This is a genomic window from Rhodococcus sp. JS3073 (assembly GCF_026810085.1).
In the GTDB taxonomy this organism is placed as follows: Bacteria; Actinomycetota; Actinomycetes; order Mycobacteriales; family Mycobacteriaceae; genus Rhodococcus_F; species Rhodococcus_F wratislaviensis.
In genome coordinates this window covers 6,534,223-6,551,011 of sequence record NZ_CP113951.1, presented here as the reverse complement: position 1 = coordinate 6,551,011, position 16,789 = coordinate 6,534,223, and the positions used below count along the sequence as shown (strand labels likewise).

At 67.3% G+C, this 16,789-nt stretch carries 14 protein-coding genes; 8 read left to right on the top strand and 6 right to left on the bottom strand.

The window, feature by feature from the left end; all coding sequences use genetic code 11:
* Nucleotides 1-23: 23 nt before the first annotated feature.
* The 4 genes from OYT95_RS29710 to OYT95_RS29695 form a co-directional block, all read right to left on the bottom strand.
* Nucleotides 24-1,544 carry an aldehyde dehydrogenase family protein gene (locus OYT95_RS29710; protein WP_268789829.1) on the bottom strand — a complete coding sequence of 507 codons (1,521 nt, stop codon included), beginning with the start codon at nt 1,542-1,544 and terminating at the stop codon, nt 24-26.
* Nucleotides 1,541-3,193 (bottom strand): BCCT family transporter, encoded by a 1,653-nt coding sequence (locus tag OYT95_RS29705; RefSeq protein ID WP_112301896.1) that lies wholly within the window; start codon nt 3,191-3,193, stop codon nt 1,541-1,543. Before OYT95_RS29705 ends, OYT95_RS29710 begins: the two co-directional genes overlap by 4 nt.
* On the bottom strand, nt 3,190-4,368 hold the full coding sequence (locus OYT95_RS29700) for an aromatic ring-hydroxylating oxygenase subunit alpha (RefSeq protein ID WP_268789828.1): 1,179 nt from the start codon (nt 4,366-4,368) through the stop codon (nt 3,190-3,192). The genes OYT95_RS29705 and OYT95_RS29700 overlap by 4 nt, the downstream gene beginning before the upstream one ends.
* 382 nt (nt 4,369-4,750) lie before the next feature.
* On the bottom strand, nt 4,751-5,563 hold the full coding sequence (locus OYT95_RS29695; RefSeq protein ID WP_128641659.1) for an IclR family transcriptional regulator: 813 nt from the start codon (nt 5,561-5,563) through the stop codon (nt 4,751-4,753).
* Between the two features lie 198 nt (nt 5,564-5,761).
* On the opposite strand from OYT95_RS29695, the gene OYT95_RS29690 reads away from it, so the two are divergent.
* Nucleotides 5,762-6,106, top strand: coding sequence for a bifunctional 3-phenylpropionate/cinnamic acid dioxygenase ferredoxin subunit (locus tag OYT95_RS29690; protein WP_037226760.1), 345 nt, complete (start codon nt 5,762-5,764; stop codon nt 6,104-6,106).
* Nucleotides 6,103-7,281 carry an NAD(P)/FAD-dependent oxidoreductase gene (locus tag OYT95_RS29685; RefSeq protein WP_037226759.1) on the top strand — a complete coding sequence of 393 codons (1,179 nt, stop codon included), beginning with the start codon at nt 6,103-6,105 and terminating at the stop codon, nt 7,279-7,281. Before OYT95_RS29690 ends, OYT95_RS29685 begins: the two co-directional genes overlap by 4 nt.
* Nucleotides 7,282-7,289: 8 nt before the next feature.
* Here the strand turns inward: OYT95_RS29685 and OYT95_RS29680 are convergent, their stop codons facing one another.
* Nucleotides 7,290-8,090 (bottom strand): IclR family transcriptional regulator, encoded by an 801-nt coding sequence (locus OYT95_RS29680; RefSeq protein WP_037226757.1) that lies wholly within the window; start codon nt 8,088-8,090, stop codon nt 7,290-7,292.
* A gap of 339 nt (nt 8,091-8,429) precedes the next feature.
* Between OYT95_RS29680 and OYT95_RS29675 the strand changes: the two genes are divergently transcribed.
* The 4 genes from OYT95_RS29675 to purU all read left to right on the top strand — a co-directional run bounded on the left by OYT95_RS29675 (nt 8,430) and on the right by purU (nt 13,366).
* On the top strand, nt 8,430-10,892 hold the full coding sequence (locus tag OYT95_RS29675; protein ID WP_268789827.1) for a GcvT family protein: 2,463 nt from the start codon (nt 8,430-8,432) through the stop codon (nt 10,890-10,892).
* On the top strand, nt 10,889-11,515 hold the full coding sequence (locus OYT95_RS29670) for a cyclodeaminase/cyclohydrolase family protein (RefSeq protein WP_268789826.1): 627 nt from the start codon (nt 10,889-10,891) through the stop codon (nt 11,513-11,515). The genes OYT95_RS29675 and OYT95_RS29670 overlap by 4 nt, the downstream gene beginning before the upstream one ends.
* Complete coding sequence (locus tag OYT95_RS29665) at nt 11,512-12,405, top strand: bifunctional 5,10-methylenetetrahydrofolate dehydrogenase/5,10-methenyltetrahydrofolate cyclohydrolase (RefSeq protein WP_268789825.1); 894 nt, start codon at nt 11,512-11,514, stop codon at nt 12,403-12,405. The genes OYT95_RS29670 and OYT95_RS29665 overlap by 4 nt, the downstream gene beginning before the upstream one ends.
* Nucleotides 12,406-12,517: 112 nt before the next feature.
* Nucleotides 12,518-13,366, top strand: a complete 849-nt coding sequence (gene purU / locus OYT95_RS29660) for a formyltetrahydrofolate deformylase (protein WP_037226750.1) — start codon at nt 12,518-12,520, stop codon at nt 13,364-13,366.
* A gap of 69 nt (nt 13,367-13,435) precedes the next feature.
* Here the strand turns inward: purU and OYT95_RS29655 are convergent, their stop codons facing one another.
* Nucleotides 13,436-14,107, bottom strand: a complete 672-nt coding sequence (locus OYT95_RS29655; RefSeq protein ID WP_037226748.1) for a GntR family transcriptional regulator — start codon at nt 14,105-14,107, stop codon at nt 13,436-13,438.
* Nucleotides 14,108-14,220: 113 nt separating this feature from the next.
* Here OYT95_RS29655 and glyA point away from each other — a divergent pair, with 113 nt between their 5' ends.
* Entirely contained in the window at nt 14,221-15,546 is a 1,326-nt protein-coding gene (glyA, locus tag OYT95_RS29650; RefSeq protein WP_052032837.1) for a serine hydroxymethyltransferase, read from the top strand.
* On the top strand, nt 15,546-16,781 hold the full coding sequence (locus OYT95_RS29645) for a sarcosine oxidase subunit beta family protein (RefSeq protein ID WP_105413446.1): 1,236 nt from the start codon (nt 15,546-15,548) through the stop codon (nt 16,779-16,781). Before glyA ends, OYT95_RS29645 begins: the two co-directional genes overlap by 1 nt.
* Nucleotides 16,782-16,789: the final 8 nt, after the last annotated feature.

Genomic DNA, 16,789 nt, shown 5'->3' with positions numbered 1-16,789 from the left:
CCTGAGAAGTTGAGGTAGGCCTGTCAGGTGGCGGTGAACCAACCCGCGAGAGGCGAGGTCGTGTTGTTCCAGATGTGTTTGACTTCCTGGTATTCCGAGAGTCCTGCGGGTCCGAGTTCGCGCCCGTTGCCGGACTTCTTGAATCCGCCCCATTCCGCCGCCGCGGTGTAGTAGCCGAAGTCGTTGAGCCACACGGTCCCGTGGCGCAGGCGGCGTACCACCCGTTCACCGCGCGCGGCATCCGACGTGCGGACGCCGGCGGCGAGGCCGTACTCGGTGTCGTTGCCGAGCCGGACCGCGTCCTCCTCGGTGGTGAATCTCTCGACCGTGAGGATGGGCCCGAACGTCTCCTCCTGCACGATGCGCATGGAGCGGTCGCAGTGGTCGAAGATGGTGGGCAGGTAGTAGCTGCCGCCGTCGAGTGCGGGATCGGCGGGCCGGGAGCCACCCGTCCGGAGCGTCGCTCCTTCGGAGACACCCAGTGCCACATAGGCTTCGATCTTGTCGCGCTGTGCCGCCGACACGAGCGGTCCGGTCTCGCTGCCGGGATCGAGCCCCGGTCCGACGCGGATGGCCTCGGCGCGCGAGACGAGGGCGGCAACGAAGTCGTCGGCGATCGACTCCTCGACGATCAGCCGCGTCCCGGCCGAGCACACCTGCCCCGAATGCAGGAAGACACCGGTGAGTACCTGGTCGACCGACGACTCCCAGTCGGCGTCGGCGAACACGAGGTGCGGGTTCTTCCCGCCCAGTTCCACGGCGACCTTCGTGACGTGTTTCGCGGCCGTCGCCAGGATGGTGGTGCCGGTCGCGAGTCCGCCGGTGAACGAGATGAAGTCGACGTCGCCGGTGTCGGTCAGCGCAGGGCCGAGGTCGGCGCCGCTGCCCTGCACCAGGTTGACGACTCCGGCGGGCACACCCGCCTCCTCGATCAGCCGAGCGAACGCGATCGTGCTCAGCGGCGTGACCTCACTGGGCTTGAGCACCATCGTGCAGCCGGCGGCCAGCGCGGGTGCCACCTTCCAGGAGATCTGGAGCAGCGGGTAGTTCCAGGGTGCGATGAGGACGCACACCCCGATCGGTTCGCGAACGACCCGGGAGACGACCGCGGGGTCACCCACGTCGACCACTCGGTCGCTGGAGACGAGGGCGAGCCGGGCGTAGTACCGGAATACCGAGACGACGTCGTCGATGTCGATTCGACTCTCCACCAAGGTTTTACCGGTGTCCAGCGTCTCGATACGCGCCAGTTCCTCCTTGTCGCGCTCGAGGAGATCCGCGATGCGCGACAGGAGCGACGATCGCACGGCGACCGCCGTCTCCGGCCAGTCCCCGGCATCGAAAGTCGCCCGGGCCGCCAGCACGGCTCGTCTCGCGTCTTCGGGCGACGCCTCGTCGACCGTGGCGATCACGTTCCCGGTTGCCGGGTCGATGCAGTCGCGGGTGCGCCCCGACGTCGCCGCGACCCACTCCCCCGCGATGAAATTCACCTTCCCGAACAACCTCTGGACGTCGAGATCCGCGGATAGTGCCGACATCTTCATACTGTGTCCGAAACCCTCTCGTGTGCAGACTTTTTCGATGAACCGACGATGAGCGGATCGCGGGAGACGTCCCGATACAGCGAGAAGCACAACCCGATCATCACCAGAAGGAACGGCGCGGCCGCGATGATCGTCATCGTCTGCAGCCCCTGAAGGGCGTCCGAGCCGCCGGTCCAGAGGATGAGTGCCGCGGTGCCCCCGGTGAGGGTTCCCCAGAAGATGACGACCCACGTGCTCGGTTCTCGTGCACCCCGCTGCGACAGCGTGCCCATCACCAGCGACGCGGCGTCCGCGCCGGACACGAAGAAGATCGCGACCAGCACCATGACCAGCACGGTGGCGAATCCGGTCAACGGCAGATGGTCGAGCATCCCGAACAACTGGCCTTCGGTCGACGAGCGCGCCGCCAGGTCGACTCCGTCCTGCTGCTGTCCGATGCCGGCGCCGCCGAACACCGCGAACCACACCAGGCTGACCGAGGTGGGAATGACGATCACGCCGACCACGAACTGCCGGATCGTGCGGCCGCGGCTGATCCGGGCGAGGAACATTCCGACGAACGGAGTCCACGACACCCACCACGCCCAGTAGAAGATCGTCCACGACGACAGCCAGGACGCCGTGCCGTCGCCGGAACTCGCGGCCGTCCGTCCCGACATGGTGGCGAGCTGCGCCGCATAGTCCGCGATCGCGGTGGGGAGCAGATTGAGGATGAGGACGGTCGGACCGAGCACGAACACGAACAGCGCGAGAATCACCGCCAGCACCATGTTGATGTTGGACAGCCAGTGGATGCCCCGTGCGACTCCCGACACCGCCGAACCGACGAACGCAAACGTCAGCAGCCCGACGAGGGCAACGAGCGCGAACGTGCCGACGTTGTCCATCCAGCCGATGATCTCGAGGCCGGAACCGATCTGCAGCGCACCGAGCCCGAGCGACGCGGCGGTGCCGAACATCGTCGCGATGATCGCGAGGATGTCGATGACCTTCCCCACGGCGCCTTCCGAGCGGCGGCCGAGAAGAGGGAAGAACGCGGCGCTGATGAGCTGCTTGCGGCCGCGCCGGTAGGAGCCGTAAGCGATCGACAACCCGACGACCGCGTAGATCGCCCACGGATGCAGCCCCCAGTGGAACATCGTCGTGGCCATCGCCGACCCGACCGAGCCGTCCGTTCCCGGCGGCGGGCTCACCAGATGGGCGAGCGGTTCGGCGACGCCGTAGAACATCAATCCGATTCCCATGCCGGCGCTGAACATCATCGCGATCCAGCTCACCGTGCGGAACTCCGGTTTCTCGCCGTCGCGGCCGAGCGGAATCCGGCCGTACCGGGAGAACGCGAGGAAGAGCGAGAAGACGACGAACGCCGACGACGCGGCGATGAACAGCCAACCGAGGTCGGCCACCAGCCAGTCCAGCGCCGCGGTCGACACGACCGACAGGTTTTCCGGCGCCAGCAGTCCCCACAGGATGAGTCCCACACCGAGCGCCGCGGCCGTGCCGAACACCACCTTGTCGACGCTCCGCCGACCCTCGCCGCCGGACGGCGCGGCCGGCTCCTGCTCCTGCGCCTGGTGTCGAGGTTGCGGATCGACACCGTTCACCCTGGGAGGGTCGGTCACCCTCGGTTGTTCGCCGGCGTAGGTCATCGGGGATCCCCGCTCAGCCTTTCCAGTAGCCATTCGTGGAATTCGCCGATGTGGTGTTCCGCGGGCACCAGCACACCCCCGTTCCGGTACGCCTTCGACGCCATCGTGGGCTGGGTCCGCTCACAGGCGTCGAAATCCTGCTGGTTGACTCGGTGGAACAGCTCCACCGAACGGGAGACGTCGCGACCCGATGCGGTGACCTCCGGGGAGTACAGCCAGTCGCATTCGACGATGGTGCGATCCGCGGACACGGGGAACATGCGGTGGAAGATGACGTGGTCGGGCACGAGGTTGACGAAGACCTGCGGCCGGATCGTGATGGCGTAGTACTTGCGGTCCTGGTCGGGACTGATGCCGGACAGCGACTCGAATCCGCCGCTTCCGTCGATGGTGAATCCCTCGACCTCGTCACCGAAAGCGGCACCGTGCCCCACGAAGTACTGTGCGGCAAGGCCGTCCGCGAACTCGGGAAGTACCTCGGTGAGCTCGGGGTGGATGGTCGCGCAGTGGTAGCACTCCATAAAGTTCTCGATGATCAGCTTCCAGTTGGCCGCGACGTCGTAGACGATCCGGCGGCCGAGTTCCAGGGTCCCGATCTGGTACCTGTCGATGGCGGCCGGATCACCGAGTCGTTCGGTGACGGCGCCGACGACCTCGTCCTCGAACGACGGCGGCTCGTCGGCCAGGCACACCCATGCGTAGCCGAGCCATTCACGAAGCGCGACCGGCACCAGTCCGTACCGCACCCGGTCGATGTCGGCTCCGGTCTCGTCCCGCAGCGCTGCCATGTTGGGGGCGGCCACCAGTTTGCCGTCGAGTCCGTAAGTCCACGCGTGGTAGGGACACTGAAGGTTCCTGCGGATCTGTCCTTCGTCCTCAGTACACAGCATGGCGCCGCGGTGACGGCAGATGTTGAGGAAGGCGCGCAGTTCCCCGTCGCGGCCGCGGACGAGGAGCACGCTCTCCCGGCCCACCGTGATCTTCCGGAAGGCTCCGGGGTCGGCGAGATCGGCGGCACGGACGGCGCAGAACCACATCGCCTCGAACAGGTTCTCCTGTTCGTCCGTGAAGATGTCGGCGTCGGTGTAGTACCGGCCACCCAGGGTGGGGATCAGTGCCGGTGCGGGCGCGGAGGCGGGGGCGGGGGCGGGGGCTTGGACGTCCGGAGCGGACATAGATGTCACCGTTTCTTTCGTTGCCGGGAAAGATGCGTGTCGGTCGAGCTGTGACCTGATGTCTGTGTGTGTAGGGAGCGCAGATCGCAAGGGGCGTCGTTGCCGAGAGTGACGACATGCGTGCCCGATCCGCGGCGACCGTTCGAACAGCGGACAGCTGTTCCCGCCGAGTCATCGCGGCGTCAGCATTGTTGCGTCATCGGCAACGCTATGCGATTTACACAACTTAGACTGCGGCCGCCGGACGTGTCAAACATCACATTCGACACTTCTTTCGCGGACGCGACACGACCGAAACACCGCGTTAACCGCGGACGGCCGAAACCCGGGCAAACGGGACTATCCGTTCGTCCCGCCTTGAGGGAGAAGCACTTCCGGGCGCTCAGTCACCCGCGCCGACGGATTGCTGCGCTTCGATCCGCACAACCGCGTCGGCGAGTTCGAGCGCCACCGCCTCGAACCGTTCGGGCGCCAGCCGGTACTCCGGACCGGACACACAGATCGACGCGACGATCCGGTTGGTGACCTTGCTTCGCACCGGCACGGCGATGGAATTGAGCCCCGCTTCGAGCTCCTCGGCCGTGGACGCCCACCCGCGCGACCGCACGTGCTCGAGTTCGACGTCGAACGCCCGGAAGTCGGTGATCGTGTTGGGCGTGAGTGCGCTCAATTGCGGTCCCAACCGGCTTCGGAGCTGGCCGGACGTCAGTTCCGAGACCAGAATCTTGCCGGTCGCGGTCGCGTGCGCCGGGGTCACCTGACCCACCCATGTACGCAGCGCGACGTGGCGATCGCTGCGGGCTTCGAGCACGTTGAGGGTCGCCGCACCATCCAGCACGGCGAGATTGACCGTCTCCCCGAAGGCGTCGGCCAGGCGATCGCACTCCGGCTGCGCAACCTCGACGAGCCCGCTCTGCGCGACCGTGGCCTCGGCCAAGCGCACGACCGCGAATCCGAGCTGGTATTTGCCGCGGACGCCCGCTTCCTCTACGAATCCGCGTTGCTGCAGCGATGCGATCAGGCGTGACACGGTCGATTTGTGCACGCCGAGACGCACGGCGATCTCCGAGGCGCCGACACGGCCTTCTGCCGCGACTATCTCGAGCACGTCGATGGCACGTTCCACCGCGTGCACGGTCTTCGCCTTTCCTTCTGCGCTCTGGGCCGCGGGCGCCGTCGCCTCGGATTCACTCATGCCCCGAGGTTATGCCCACCGACTTGCGGAACGCAGTTTTTACACGCGAATGCTTGACACCGCGGGGCAGCACCGGAGAGCATTGTGTTGCACAGCTTGCAAGTCGTCGCGCATAGCGCAACAACCGCTCCACAACTTGTCCCTCCACCCCGACGCTTTCGGAGGTATCGAGTGATTCTCGATAACGATTCCCCAGTTGTGACCCACCCCGGCGCCACGGCCTTCCCCGTGTGCGAACTCGTGACACTGCCCGTCGGCGAGGTCGTCACGGTGACCCCGCCGGGCATGGCTCCCGTCTCCGTCTTCCACACCTCCGACGGTCTGTATGCCATCGACGACACCTGCACCCACCAGGACGCCTCCCTCGCCGACGGCTGGGTCGAAGGCTGCACCGTCGAGTGCCCGCTCCACGAGGCGTGCTTCGACCTCCGCACCGGAGTTCCTTCGGGCCCGCCGGCCAAGATCGCTGTCCGCACACACGACGTGTCGATCGTCGACGGCACCGTGCTGCTTCATCTCGACCAGAAGGGCGACGCCCGATGAACACTGTCCCGAATTCCATTGTGGTACTGGGCGCTTCCCTCGCCGGACTGTCGGCGGTCCGCGCACTGCGGGAGAAGGGATACACCGGCCGCCTCGTCGTGGCCGGCAGCGAGCAGTCCCTGCCCTACGACCGGCCGCCCCTGTCCAAGGAATTCCTCACCGGCCACCTGACCGACGAGGATCTGCTGTTGATGAACAGCGACGACGACACACTCGACGTCGAATGGCACATGAACAGAACGGCCACCGGCCTGGTTCGCTCCCCGGACGGGCTCCACCGCGTCACGTTCGACGACGGGTCCCACTTCGACGCCGATGCCGTCGTCGTCGCGACGGGCGCGCGCGCCCGGACCCTCCCCGGACACTCCGGTCTCGCCGGAGTTCACACACTCAGGTCGGTCGACGACGCACGCGCACTGCGTGATTCGCTGTCACGGGCGCAGAACCTCGTGATCGTGGGAGCCGGTTTCATCGGCGCGGAGGTGGCGTCCAGCGCGGCCGGCATGAGCCTGCACGTCACCGTCGTCGAGGCGTCACCGACACCCCTGGCAGGCCCGCTCGGCATCGAACTCGGGGCGATCTGTGCAGGACAGCACGCCGCGCACGGTGTCCGGCTGCTCACCGGGGCAGTCGTCGCCGCACTACTCGGCGACGACGCGGTCGAAGCTGTCCAGCTCAGCGACGGAACGATCCTCCCCGCGGACGCCGTGGTGGTCGGAATCGGGGCCGTCCCCAATGTCGAATGGGCAAGCGATTCGGAACTGATGATCGAAGACGGTTTCCTCACCGACTCGTCGTGCCGCACGAATGTGCCCGGCGTGTACGCGATCGGCGACTGCGCACGGACTTTCGACGACACCCACCAGGTGCACCACAGAAGCGAACACTGGAGCAACGCCGTCGCCCAGGCCGCCACCGTCGCCGACACGATCATGGCCACACCGTCCGGACCCGTCGCGATCCCGTACTTCTGGTCCCACCAGTACGGCAAGATGCTGCAGTTCGCCGGGACGAGACACAGCACCGACGAGGTCCGGTTCGTCGACGGCGATCCCGGAACCGGCACGTTCGTGGCCACCTACGACCGGGACGGCGACACCGTGGGCGTCTTCGCGATGAACAGTCCCCGGCTGTTCACCCGGTACAAGAAGCAACTCGCCAGGTCGCGGGCCTGATGCCGGCGCTACGTGACGGCATAGCCCAATCGGCTGCTGATCTGCTGGGACGTGTCGAGTGCAGCGCGGGCGACGTCCTCGAACCGTTCCGGCAGCAGCCGGTAGGCGGGGCCGGACACGCTCAGAGCGGCAATCATTTTCGACGTGTAGTCGCGGATCGGGACGGACACCGCGTTCAACCCGAGTTCGAGTTCCTCCTCGGACTCCGCCCAGCCGCGCTCGCGAATGGTTTTGAGCGATTCCACGAGCGCAGGCACATCGGTGATTGTTTTCTCCGTGAGAGCAATCGGAGTTTCTCCCACGCGCTCCGCGAGTTCGCTGTCGGACAATTCCGTCAGCAACAATTTTCCACTCGCCGTCGCATGCGCCGGGCTGCTTTGACCCACCCAGGTATTGGTACCGACGCCGGACGGACCGTCCGCTTTGACGATGCTCACCGATCGATTGCCGTCGAGTATCGACACATTGACGCTCTCACCGACAGTTTCCGCCAGTTCGGCGCACAATTCCTGACTCTGCCGCACCAGATCGCCGTCCGGCGACGCGGTGCGGGCCAGCCGGACGATGGAATTGCCGAGCTGGAATTTTCCCCGGTTCTTCAATTGCGCGACGTAGCCTCGCGAATCCAGAACGGCAACGAGGCGCGACGCGGTCGACTTGTGGACACCCAACTCCTCGGCGATTTCCGTGACGCCGGCGGTACCGAGCCTCGCCAGGATTTCGAGTACCGCCAGCGCGCGGTCCACTGACTGCACAGCGCCGGACGGCCGGCTCCGATCTCCATTCGAATTATCGTCCAATTCAGTCATCGCGACTTCAGGATAGGCGACATCACCGTGCGACGGTTACCTCCATCCACACCCGGTTCCGCGTCATCACCGTCGCGCACGGTGCACATTTCCACGGTCGATCGCGGAATTGGTGCTTTTTCCGGAGCCAATCGTCATGGAATTACGCGCAATTCGGGGTTGACCCCCTCACTCTTCCGGACCTAATGTGTTGATATATCAGTTGTCGACATTGGTTCGGATCAGTCCGATCCGTTTCGCAATTCACAGTCTTTTCCGGCGCCGTTCGAGCCCACACCGAACACCGAATCTCCCGCAACTTCGCCACACACAGGCACCCACCCAACCAGGAGGACCATCATGGGGTCACCGCGCGTAGTGATCATCGGAGCCGGCATCGTCGGCGCGAATCTGGCCGACGAGCTCACCGCTCGCGGCTGGGATCGGATCACGGTGCTCGACCAGGGACCGTTGCCGCTCACCGGAGGCTCCACGTCACACGCACCGGGCCTGGTGTTCCAGACCAACGCGTCCAAGACGATGACCGAGTTCGCCCGGTACACGGTCGAGAAGTTCGTCGGACTCGACGTGGACGGCGAATGGTGCTTCAACCAGCTCGGCGGGCTCGAGGTGGCCACCACCCCCGAGCGACTCGCCGATCTGCACCGCAAGCAGGGCTGGGCCACGTCCTGGGGCATCGAGGGCGCAGTCCTCGACCCGGCCGAGTGCGCGAAGCTGCACCCGTTGCTGGACGAGAAGCGGGTTCTCGGCGGGCTGTACGTGGAGACGGACGGCCTCGCGAAGGCGTCCCGCGTCGTCGTCGCGCTGGCCCGGCGCGCCGAAGCCCGCGGGGCCGTGTTCCAGGGTTCGACGAAGGTGATCGGGATCGAGCAGAGCGGCGGCAAGGTGACCGGCGTCGCCACCCCGGACGGTGTGATCCCCGCCGACATCGTGGTGTCCTGCGCAGGCTTCTGGGGTCCCGACATCGGCGCGATGGTGGGCATGGACGTTCCGCTGCTCCCCCTGGCGCACCAGTACGCGAAGACCGAGCAGATTCCCGAACTCGTCGGGCGGAATACCGAACTCGCCGAGGCCGGCTTCCCGATCCTGCGCCACCAGGACCAGGATCTGTACTTCCGTGAGCACGTCGACCGTCTCGGCATCGGCACGTACGCCCACCGCCCGATGCCGGTGAACCTCCGCGACCTGGACGAGAGCGACGACGTGTCCGCCTCCGACATGCCGTCGATGCTGCCGTTCACGGAAGAGGACTTCGCGCCGTCGTGGGAACAGAGCAAGTTGCTGCTGCCGTGCCTCGAATCCGCCAAACTGGACGCCGGTTTCAACGGGGTCTTCTCGTTCACCCCGGACGGCGGACCGCTCATCGGCGAGTCCCCGGACGTCGCCGGGTTCTGGATCGCCGAGGCAGTGTGGGTGACGCACTCCGCCGGTGTCGGCCGGGCCGTCGCGCAACTGCTCGTCGACGGCCGCTCCGAGGTCGAACTGCACGGCTGCGACGTGCACCGCTTCGAGGAGATCCAGCTCGCACCCGACTACGTCAGCGAGACGTCGCAGCAGAACTTCGTCGAGATCTACGACGTGCTGCACCCGCTGCAGCCCAAGGAGTCTCCCCGCGACCTGCGGGTCAGCCCCTTCCACGCTCGCCAGAAGGAACTCGGCGCCGTGTTCCTGGAGAGCTCCGGCTGGGAGCGCCCGCACTGGTTCGAGTCCAACGCCCATCTGGTGCAGGACCTTCCGGCCGAATGGCAGCCGCCGGCCCGGGAACCGTGGGCGGCGATGTTCCACTCCCCCATCGCCGCGGCGGAGGCCTGGCGCACCCGCACGTCCGTGGCGATGTACGACATGACACCGCTGAAGCGCCTCGAGATCAGCGGCCCCGGCGCACTGGCCCTGCTCGACCGGCTGACGACCGGCAAGATGGACAAGTCCGTCGGGTCGGTCACCTACGCGCTCGCGCTCGACGACGCCGGTGGCGTCCGCAGCGACCTCACCGTCACGCGACTGTCCGACAACGTCTTCCAGGTCGGCGCCAACGGCAACCTCGACCTCGACTACTTCCGCCGGCAGTCCCCCGACGACGGCAGCGTGCAGATCCGGGACATCACCGGCGGCACGTGCGGGATCGGGCTGTGGGGTCCGCGCGCCCGGGATCTGGTGCAGGCACTGAGCTCCGACGACTTCACGAACGAGAACTTCAAGTACTTCCGTGCGAAGCAGGTCCGCATCGGCGGGGTGCCCGTCACGGCGATGCGCCTGTCGTACGTCGGCGAACTCGGCTGGGAGCTGTACACGTCCGCCGACAACGGTCTGCGCCTGTGGGATCTGCTGTGGGCGGAGGGGCAGAAGTACGACGTCATCGCCGCCGGCCGCGCCGCGTTCAACAGCCTGCGGATGGAGAAGGGCTACCGCTCGTGGGGCAGCGACATGACCACCGAGCACAACCCCTACGAGGCCGGTCTCGGGTTCGCGGTGCGACTGCAGAAGGGCGACTTCCGTGGGCGCGACGCGCTCGACGGCGTCTCCGACGAGACGGTGGAGCGGCGCCTGGCGTGCCTGATGATCGACGACCGCACGTCCGTGGTCCTCGGCCACGAGCCGGTGTTCGTCGACGGACAGCCCGCCGGATACGTCACGAGCGCCGCGTTCGGTCACACGGTCGGGGCGCCGATCGCCTACGCCTGGCTTCCCGCGAACGCAACCGTCGACACCCCGGTGGAGATCGAGTACTTCGGACGCCGCATCCCGGCCACCGTCGTGGCCGAGCCGCTCGTCGACCCCGAGATGAAGAAGATCCGGTCATGACCCTCCGAGACGACACGATCGCCGGATTCCTGGATTCGCTCGCCGATCGAACTCCCGCACCCGGCGGCGGCGCGACCGGCGCGCTCCACCTCGGCCAGGCCGCCGCGCTGGTCTCGATGGTCGCCCGCTACACCACCGGCAAGAGGTACGCCGACCACGGGATGCTCGTCGAACGCATCTGCGCGTCCGCGGATGCGTTCCGCGAGAAGGCACTGCAGTTCGCCGAGGACGACATGGCAGCATTCACGGCCGTCATCGACGCCTACCGGCTCCCCCAGGACACGGACGACGAATCCGGAACGCGCACGTCGGCGATCGCGAGCGCCCTCGCCGGCGCGGCCGCGGTCCCCGCCGAGGTGGTGGTCGCGGCAGGCGACGTCGTCGCGCTCGCCGACGTCCTGCTGCCGGTGGCGAACCGCACCGTCGTCAGCGACGTCGCGGCCGCCGCCGAGGCCGCCCGCGCAGCCGCCACCACCGCCCGGGTCAACATCGAGGTGAACCTGCCGGGTATCACCGATGCGGACACCCGCCGGGCCCTCACCGAGTGCCTGTCCGGCGTCGACGCGATCGTCGAGCGTGCCGACGCCGTCACGACACGAGTACGAAAGCAGCTGACTTCATGACCAGAAGCCTCGGTGGAGCCGAACTCGCCACCTCCATCCGCAACGACGCATCCGTCGCCGCCGCGGCCCTCGCCGAAATCGGTGTCCGGCCCAAGCTGGCGGTCGTGCAGGCCACCGACGACGAATCGACCGCCTGGTACGTGCGTTCCATCGCGTCGGCCGCCAAGCGCACCGGAATCCTCTGCGACATCGTCGATCTCGGCGCCGTGGCGTCGACCGAGCAGATCCGCAGCACGCTCGTCGAACTCGGCCACGACCCGGACGTCCACGGAATCATCCTGCAGACACCCCTGCCGGACGGCACCGACCTCGACGCACTGCGGGAGGCGATCAACCCCGCGAAGGACGTCGACGGCGCGAATCCGGTCAGCCTCGGCCGTCTCGTCGCGCGTCTGCCCGCGTTCGCGCCCGCCACTGCACAGGCCGTCATCGCGCTCCTCGATCACCACGGAATCTCCCCGCACGGCAGGACGGCCGCGGTGGTCGGCAGATCGACTGTCGTCGGAAGTCCCGTCGCGCATCTGCTCGTGCAGCGCAACGCGACGGTGACCGTCTGCCACCGGCACACCACCGACCTGGCCGCGGGCACCCGTGACGCCGACATCCTTGTCGTCGCGGTCGGCATTCCCGGACTGATCACGGCCGACCACGTCGCCGACGGCGCCGTCGTCATCGATGTCGGGACCACGGCGACCGCGGACGGGCAACTGCTCGGTGACGTCGACGCCGCAGCCGTCGACGGTCGGGCCGGCGCGCTGACCCCGGTCCCCGGAGGGGTGGGACCGGTGACCACGGCGTTGCTGCTCAACCACACGGTCGACGCCGCCGCGACCCAGTACGCCCAGACTCGATCGGACTCCCTGCTCGCCGGAGCCCGAAGCAGCGCCTGACTCCGTCTCCACCCCTTGACCCGCTCGTCCCGCCTGAAATAGCATGGGCCATTCTGATATATCAGTTCGCTCGGACTGACACCTCAATTGGTCCGGCATCGAGGAGACCCACATGACCCAGACCTTCACCCTGACGCTCAGCTGCGCTCAGCGTCCCGGGATCGTTCACGCAGTCAGCTCCTTTCTCTTCGAGCAGAACTGCGATATCGCCGAGCACCAGCAGTTCGACGACACCCGGAGCGACGCGTTCTTCCTCCGCACGTCGTTCGTGTCGGCAGAAGACGTCGACATCGAGCGCCTCACAGCCGAATTCGGGAGCGTCGCCGCGAAATTCGGCATGACGTTCAACTTCAACGGCAGCGACCTACCCCGGGTGATCGTCATGGTCTCCAAGATGGGCCACTGCCTCAACGACCTCATCTTCCGCTGGCGCGCAGGCAACCTCGGCGCCGAACTCGTCGCCGTCGTCTCCAATCACGAGGTGCTGCGCCCGATGGCCGAAGCCGCCGGGCTGCCGTTCGTCCACGTCCCGGTCACGCCGGCCACCAAGCCGCAGGCGGAGGCCCGGCTCCTCGAACTCGTCGACGAGTTCGATGCGGACCTCGTGGTCCTCGCCCGGTACATGCAGGTCCTGTCGGACGACGCATGCCGGGCACTGCGCGGACGGGCCATCAACATCCACCACTCGTTCCTGCCCGGTTTCAAGGGCGCCAAGCCCTACCACCAGGCATTCGATCGCGGCGTCAAGCAGGTCGGGGCAACCGCCCACTACGTGACACCCGATCTGGACGAGGGTCCCATCATCGAGCAGGAAGTCATCCGCATCGACCACTCCTTCGACCCGGCGCGACTCGCCACGGTCGGGCAGGACGCCGAGGCCCTCGCGCTGTCGCGGGCCGTGCGCTGGCACTGCGAGAACCGCGTCCTGCTGCACGGTCATCGGACGGTGGTGTTCAGCTGAGGCGGCTCCGCCGCCCGTGAGTGGTTAACGAGTCCCTGGACTCGTTAACCACTCACGGGCGCGAAGCGCCTACAGCAGGTCGCGGATGGCCTTCTCGAAGCCGGCGACATGGGCGAGGGTCAGCGACGAGGCGGTGTCCTCGTCGCCGTCGACGATGGCCCGCAGCAGGGCCACGTGCTCGCGGACGTGGCTCGCGACGTCGGGCAGCCGGTCGAGGAAGAGGCACCAGATGCGGGTGGCGTGCGCGTCGAGGCTGACGAGGATGTCCTCGAGGTGAGGGTTCCCGGACGCGCGGTAGATCTCGCGGTGCACGCGCACGTCCTTGCGCAGGACGTCGCGCGGGTCTTCACTGTCGGCGATCTCGGCGATCTCGTCGGCCAGCGCGGACAGCCGGGCCCGCGCGTCCTGGGACGCCGTCCGCGCCGCCCGGGCCGCCGCGGTCGGTTCGAGTTGCTTGCGGATCTCGGAGATGTCGGCGAGATCGGTCATGTCGACGGCTGTGGCGAACGTGCCGCGACGCGGGTAGGCGACGACGAGACGTTCCCGCTCGAGGCGCTTGAGCGCTTCCCGCACGGGTGTCCGGCCGAATCCGAGTTCCTCGGCGAGACGGTCGTCGTTGATCGGCTCGCCGGGCCGGATGTCCAGCATGACCAGGCGTTCGCGCACGATCTCGTACGCGCGGTCGGCGTTGGTGCCGCCGTTCGATGCCGTGTCCGCGACCGATGAATGCGCCAGGCTCATGTTCCGTCTCCCTGATTTTCCGGAGCTATTGACCTTTGTCCGGTGCTGACCTTACTCTACTTTCCAGTTGATATATCAGTTCAAAGTCAACTGACCTTCCAGAAAGGCGAACCATGACCGTGGACACCGCACACCTCACCGAGGTGGCAGCAGCGAACCCGACGCTGACTCATTCGCTCGCCGATCTCGACCCCGCCGTGCACCGGGCGATCGCGGCCGAGCTCGAGCGACAGCAGGGCACCCTGGAAATGATTGCCAGCGAGAACTTCGCCCCGCTCGCGGTGATGCAGGCGCAGGGGTCGGTGCTGACGAACAAGTACGCCGAGGGCTACCCCGGACGCCGCTACTACGGCGGGTGCGAGCACGTCGACGTCATCGAGCAGCTCGCCATCGACCGCCTCACCGAGCTGTTCGGCGCGAAGTTCGCCAACGTGCAACCGCACTCCGGGGCGCAGGCCAACGCCGCCGCGATGTCGGCACTGCTGAAGCCCGGCGACGGCATCCTCGGCCTGGACCTCGCGCACGGCGGTCACCTCACCCACGGGATGAAGCTGAACTTCTCGGGCAAGCTCTACGACGTCGCCGCGTACCACGTCCGCGAGGACGATCATCTCGTGGACATGGACGAGGTGGAGCGTCTCGCGCGTGAGCACCGCCCGAAGCTGATCCTGGCCGGCTGGTCCGCCTATCCCCGCCAGCTCGACTTCGCCGCGTTCCGGCGCATCGCCGACGAGGTCGGCGCGTACCTCATGGTCGACATGGCGCATTTCGCCGGACTCGTCGCCGCCGGACTGCACCCCTCCCCCGTCCCGCACGCCCACGTGGTCACGTCGACGACGCACAAGACGCTCGGCGGTCCGCGCGGCGGCGTCATCCTCACCAACGACGAGGCACTGGCCAAGAAGTTCAACTCCTCGGTGTTCCCCGGACAGCAGGGCGGCCCGCTCGAGCACGTCATCGCCGGCAAGGCCGTCTCGTTCAAGCTCGCCGCCGAGCCCGAGTTCCGGGAGCGCCAGGAACGCACGCTCGCCGGCGCGAAGATTCTCGCCGACCGGCTGCTGCAGCCCGACTCCCGCGCGGCGGGGATCAGCGTCGTGTCCGGCGGCACCGACGTGCACCTGGTGCTGGTGGATCTGCGCGAATCCGAGCTCGACGGCAAGCAGGCCGAGGACCGGTTGCACCGCGTGGGTATCACGGTGAACCGCAACGCCGTACCGTTCGACCCGCGTCCGCCGATGGTCAGCTCCGGGGTGCGGATCGGCACCCCCGCGCTCGCCACCCGCGGTTTCGACCTGGACGCGTTCACCGAGGTCGCCGACATCATCAGCTACGCGCTGCGACCGGCCACCGACGAGGCCGGACTCGACGAACTCCGCGGCCGCGTCGACGCCCTCGCGCTGCGCTTCCCGCTGTACCCCGACCTCACGGAGGCAAACTGATGAGTGCCACCCAGCCACCCGGCGCCCACCTGCCCGACCACCCCGACTTCCTGTGGCGCAACCCGGAACCGAAGAAGTCGTACGACGTCGTGATCGTCGGCGGCGGCGGGCACGGCCTCGCCACCGCGCACTATCTCGCCAAGAACCACGGCATCACCAACGTCGCGGTTCTGGAGAAGGGCTGGCTCGCGGGGGGCAACATGGCCCGCAACACCACGCTGATCCGGTCGAACTACCTGTGGGACGAGAGCGCCAAGATCTACGAGCACGCCCTGAAGCTGTGGGAGGGTCTCGAGGACGACCTCGACTACCCGATCCTGTTCAGCCAGCGCGGCGTCCTCAACCTCGCGCACAGCCTGCAGGACGTCCGCGACAGCGTCCGCCGTGTCGAGGCCAACAAGCTCAACGGCATCGACGCCGAGTGGGTCGGACCCGACGAGGTCAAGAAGCTGTGCCCGCTGGTGAACATCTCGAGCGACATTCGCTACCCGGTGATGGGCGCGACGTATCAGCCGCGCGCCGGCATCGCCAAGCACGACTACGTGGCCTGGGGATTCGCGCGCCGCGCCGACGAGGCGGGCATCGACATCATCCAGAACTGTGAGGTCACCGGGTTCGTCACCGACGGCAACAAGGTCACCGGGGTGCGCACCACCCGCGGCGACATCGCGACCGGTCAGGTCGCGCTGTGCGCGGCCGGGCACACCTCGACGCTCACCGACATGCTCGGCATCCGCACCCCCGTGCAGAGCCACCCGCTGCAGGCGCTGGTCTCGGAACTGCTCGAGCCCGTGCACCCGACCATCGTGATGTCCAACGCCATCCACGTGTACGTCTCGCAGGCGCACAAGGGTGAACTGGTGATGGGCGCCGGTGTCGACTCCTACAACGGGTACGGCCAGCGCGGCGCGTTCCACATCATCGAGCGCCAGATGGCGGCCGCGGTGGAGTTGTTCCCCGTCTTCGCCCGCGCGCATCTGCTGCGCACCTGGGGCGGCATCGTCGACGTGTGCCCCGACGCCTCCCCGATCGTCGGACGCACCCCCTACGACAACGTGTACCTCAACTGTGGTTGGGGCACCGGCGGATTCAAGGCCACCCCCGGGTTGGGCTGGTGTCTGGCGGACACCATCGCGAACGACGAACCGCACGAGTTCATCGCGCCGTTCAGCCTCGACCGGTTCGTCACCGGCGCCCTCGTCGACGAGCACGGCGCCGCCGCCGTCGCGCACTGAAGGTCAGG